The organism is Mesorhizobium sp. WSM4847 (assembly GCF_055811335.1).
Genome location: NZ_JBVVPY010000068.1, coordinates 1 through 3,869 on the forward strand (window position 1 = coordinate 1; position 3,869 = coordinate 3,869).

General features: G+C 64.0%; 5 protein-coding genes. 4 read left to right on the forward strand and 1 reads right to left on the reverse strand.

Features of this window, described 5'->3' with window-relative positions:
- Positions 1-206 precede the first annotated feature (206 nt).
- Positions 207-701, reverse strand: coding sequence for an FxsA family protein (locus tag AC0L28_RS34380; protein ID WP_473482907.1), 495 nt, complete (start codon positions 699-701; stop codon positions 207-209).
- Between the two features lie 199 nt (positions 702-900).
- Between AC0L28_RS34380 and AC0L28_RS34385 the strand changes: the two genes are divergently transcribed.
- The 4 genes from AC0L28_RS34385 to AC0L28_RS34400 are packed head-to-tail and all read left to right on the forward strand — an operon-like array spanning position 901 to position 3,698.
- Complete coding sequence (locus tag AC0L28_RS34385; RefSeq protein WP_023802679.1) at positions 901-1,602, forward strand: Tim44/TimA family putative adaptor protein; 702 nt, start codon at positions 901-903, stop codon at positions 1,600-1,602.
- A gap of 24 nt (positions 1,603-1,626) precedes the next feature.
- Positions 1,627-2,763: a murein transglycosylase A gene (gene mltA / locus AC0L28_RS34390; RefSeq protein ID WP_473482914.1), complete on the forward strand. Its 1,137-nt coding sequence runs from the start codon at positions 1,627-1,629 to the stop codon at positions 2,761-2,763.
- Positions 2,760-3,290 (forward strand): Smr/MutS family protein, encoded by a 531-nt coding sequence (locus AC0L28_RS34395; protein ID WP_473482916.1) that lies wholly within the window; start codon positions 2,760-2,762, stop codon positions 3,288-3,290. The genes mltA and AC0L28_RS34395 overlap by 4 nt, the downstream gene beginning before the upstream one ends.
- 42 nt (positions 3,291-3,332) lie before the next feature.
- Positions 3,333-3,698, forward strand: coding sequence for a helix-turn-helix domain-containing protein (locus AC0L28_RS34400; RefSeq protein WP_027153619.1), 366 nt, complete (start codon positions 3,333-3,335; stop codon positions 3,696-3,698).
- Positions 3,699-3,869: the final 171 nt, after the last annotated feature.

Consider the following 3,869-nt stretch of genomic DNA (forward strand, 5'->3'; position numbering starts at 1 on the left):
GGTGATCCGGTCATGACCCGGGTCACCCGCCAACCCGATCATGCATGATTCTAGAGACACAAGGGGTGTTGGAAGGAGTGCGGTTGGTGCCAAGCTGGAGCACCCCTCATCCGACTGAGCGGAGCCTGTCCTCGGGCTTGCCGGAGGCAAGACCCGTGGGCGAGGCCACCTTCTCCCACAAGGGGAGAAGGGAGAGCTGCGCCGGGCTACTCGTCCTTGAGGCGGCGCCAGGGGGAATTGCGATCGGGGCCGTGCTCGTCGCCGCGCGAATAGTCGCTGTCGTCGAGGTCGATGGTCTTGTCGCGTTGCCGGGCCCGGAATCCACCGGTGCCGAAACTGGTCGCCATCACGATGCGGCCTTTCAGCCGGCGCCAGGCGAGGTCGCGGACCGGCGGCAGCAACAGCAGAATGGCTAAAATGTCAGTGATGAATCCGGGAATGATGAGCAGGATCGCCGCCAGCACGATCATGGCGCCATGCGCGAGCTGACGGCTTGGATCACGTCCGGCGTCCATTTCAGCACGGACCCGGGTCATGACGCCGAACCCCTGGTATCGCAACAACAGCGCGCCGGCGATGCTCGAAGCCAGCACCAGGCCGACCGTCGCCAGGGCGCCGAACTCGCGGCCGACAACGACGAAACCGGCGATCTCCAGCAGCGGAAGCGCGAGGATGAACAGGGGAAGCAGCGGAATGCGCAAATCTTGACCGATCGTTTCGATGTTTTGCCGGCCGGCAGGCAATCGCCGCTGGCACTGAACCTTTTAGATAGGTATGGCTGCCTTTAATTTGAATGATTGCAGCTTGCGTTCTATATGCTTTGGATGTTGAACGCTATGCGACCGCAGCCATTGCCTGGCCGGGCGGTCCGGCCGGAGTAGGGATTGATTGGCGGAAGATATGGGATTCTTCGACTTCGGCACGATTTTCTTTCTGGTTGCGGCGGTTGTGATCTTTTTCCAGCTGCGCAATGTGCTCGGCCGCCGCACCGGCAGCGAGCGGCCGCCGTTCGACCCCTATACGGCGGGCCGCACCCGCGACGACGCCCAAAAACCCGAGAATGTGGTCTCGCTGCCGCGCAAGCGAGCGCCGGGAGAGCCGGCAATCGACGCCTATGCGGCGATCGACGCCTTCGCCAAGCCTGACACCGATCTCAACAAGGGCCTGCGCGCGATCAAGGACAATGATCCGGCATTCGACCCCAAGACCTTCGTCGACGGCGCCAAGATGGCCTATGAGATGATCGTCATGGCCTATGCCGATGGCGATCGCAAGACGCTGAAGAACCTGTTGTCGCGCGAGGTCTATGACGGCTTTGTCGCGGCGATCGGCGACCGCGAGGCGAAGTCGGAAAAGATCCAATCCTCCTTCGTCGGCATCGACAAGGCCGACATCGTTTCCGCCGAGATGAAGGGCAGCGAGGCGCATATCACCTTGCGCATCGTCAGCGAATTGATTTCGGCAACGCGCGACAAGGCCGGCGCCGTCATCGACGGCGATCCCGAAACCGTCGCCGAGGTCAAGGATGTCTGGACCTTTGCCCGCGATACGCGCTCGCGCGACCCGAACTGGAAGCTCGTCGCCACCGAAGAAGAAGACTGAGCCCGGACCACGGCGGGGTCTGTCGTGTCGCTTTCTCAGGCGTTCCGCGAAACATCCTTTGACGATCTGCCCGGCTGGGACGAGGACGACCATCTGGCCGCGTTCGCTGCTTTCCGGCGTTCGGCTCTTCACATCCTGACGAAACCCTATCGCTCCGGCGGGCTCGGGGTCGACTTCAATGCCTTCACCGACGCCTATGCTGCAGCCCGCACCATTTCGCCAACCGACCGGCGCGAAGCCCGCGCCTTCTTCGAGCGGCATTTCATCCCGGCGCACATAGCGGCGGAAAGCGGTGGCGCCGGCCTCGTCACCGGCTTCTATGAGCCGGTGGTCGACGCTTCGCCGGTGCGAACCGAACGATTTACGGTGCCGTTGCTGTCGCGTCCGGCCGATCTCGTCGACATCGACGACGCCAATCGGCCGGTCGGCATGGATCCCTATCTCGCCTTCGGCCGCGCCACGCCGGACGGACCGGTCGAGTATTTCGATCGCGGCGAGATCGAGCGCGGCGCGCTTGCAGGCAAGGATTTGGCGGGCAAGGGTCTGGAAATCGCCTGGCTCGCCGACAAGGTCGACGCCTTCTTCATCCACGTACAGGGTTCTGCGCGGCTCACCATGACCGACGGCCGGCTTTGCCGCGTCACCTATGTCGCCAAATCCGGCCAGCGCTTTACCGGACCGGGCAAAATCCTGGGTGAGCTAGGCGAAATCCCGCTGGAAGCGGTGACCATGCAGGCGGTCCGCGCCTGGTTCAAGGCGCATCCGCAGCGCATCGACGAGATCCTGTGGCGCAACCGCTCCTATATTTTTTTCCGCGAGATTTCGGTCAGCGAGGCGGCGGTCGACGACCCGGAACTCGGGCCGATCGCTGCCGCAAAAGTACCGCTGACGCCGGGCCGCTCCGTCGCTGTCGACCGTCTGCTGCATACATTCGGCACGCCGTTCTACATCGATGGGCCGTCGCTGACCGCTTTCGACAACAAGCCGTTTCGGCGGCTGATGATCGCGCAGGACACCGGCTCGGCCATCACCGGCCCGGCCCGTGGCGACCTGTTCACTGGTACGGGAGATGCGGCCGGCGAGATCGCCGGTGTTGTCCGCAACCCTGCCGATTTCTACGCGCTGATCCCGCGTCGGCTTGTGCCGGGAGCGGGGCGATGACCCGGCGCATCGACAGGCTGAGCGAGGACGACCGGGTGCTGTGGAACCTGGTGGCGCGCACTGCCAAGCCGCTGAAGGGCAAGTCCGCCATCGACATCCCAAATATTGGCCCGGACATCGCGGATGACACCAAGCCACCGCTGCGTGACCAGGCGATGGCTCCTGCTGCGGCCACGAAAGCCAGGACGCAGTATGTTTCGCATGCGCTCGACGAGCCGACGCTGGAAAAACTGTCGAAGGGCCGGCTGCCGATCGAAGGCCGCGTCGATCTGCACGGCCTGAGCCAGGACGAAGCCTATTCGCTTTTGTTCTCCTTCCTGCACCGGGCGCATGCCGGCGGCATCCGCTATGTGCTGGTGATCACCGGCAAGGGCTCCTCGTCCGGCGGCGACGGCATCCTGCGGCGCGCCGTGCCGGCCTGGCTGTCGACACCCGCATTCAGACCGCTGGTCTCCAGCCACGACCACGCCGCCCGCAAGCATGGCGGCTCGGGCGCGCTCTATGTCCGCCTGCGGCGCACGCGCTGATGCAGATGCGCGCATGAGGGTGCACCCCACGAGGATGGACTTGTGACTCCGTTCGGCGAAAAGCTTCGCGCTCTGCGGAGCGAACGCGGCGTCAGCCAAAAGGCCATGGCCAGGGCGATCGGCGTCAGCGCCGCCTATCTGTCGGCGCTGGAGCACGGACGCCGCGGCGCGCCGACCTGGACGCTGATCCAGAAGATCATCGGCTATTTCAATGTCATCTGGGACGATGCCGAAGAACTGGCGCGGCTGGCCGAGACCTCGCACCCGCGGGTAAAACTCGACACGTCGGGCCTCAGCCCCGCCGCCACCGAGCTTGCTAATGTCCTGGCCGAAAACATCGAAAAACTAGACGAGGCGGAGCTTCGCCGCATCACCGCATCGATCCGCGCCGCGCTGGGGCGGAGGTAGGTATTTGATCCCGGACTTAAGGGTCATCATTGCGCCACGACGACTGAGGCAGTCCGTCAAGCGAGAGCGCTGTTCAACGCGGCATTGCTCGAAGGTAACGGCATGGATCCTAGGTGTTTAGTCCCGGCATTTGATGGGTGGGATCGAATCGGAACCGTTCAGGCTCTTTTG

Coding starts and splice junctions, on each gene's coding strand:
- AC0L28_RS34385 (WP_023802679.1), top strand. CDS start 901: ATGGGATTCTTCGACTTCGGCACGATTTTCTTTCTGGTTGCGGCGGTT.
- AC0L28_RS34395 (WP_473482916.1), top strand. CDS start 2,760: ATGACCCGGCGCATCGACAGGCTGAGCGAGGACGACCGGGTGCTGTGG.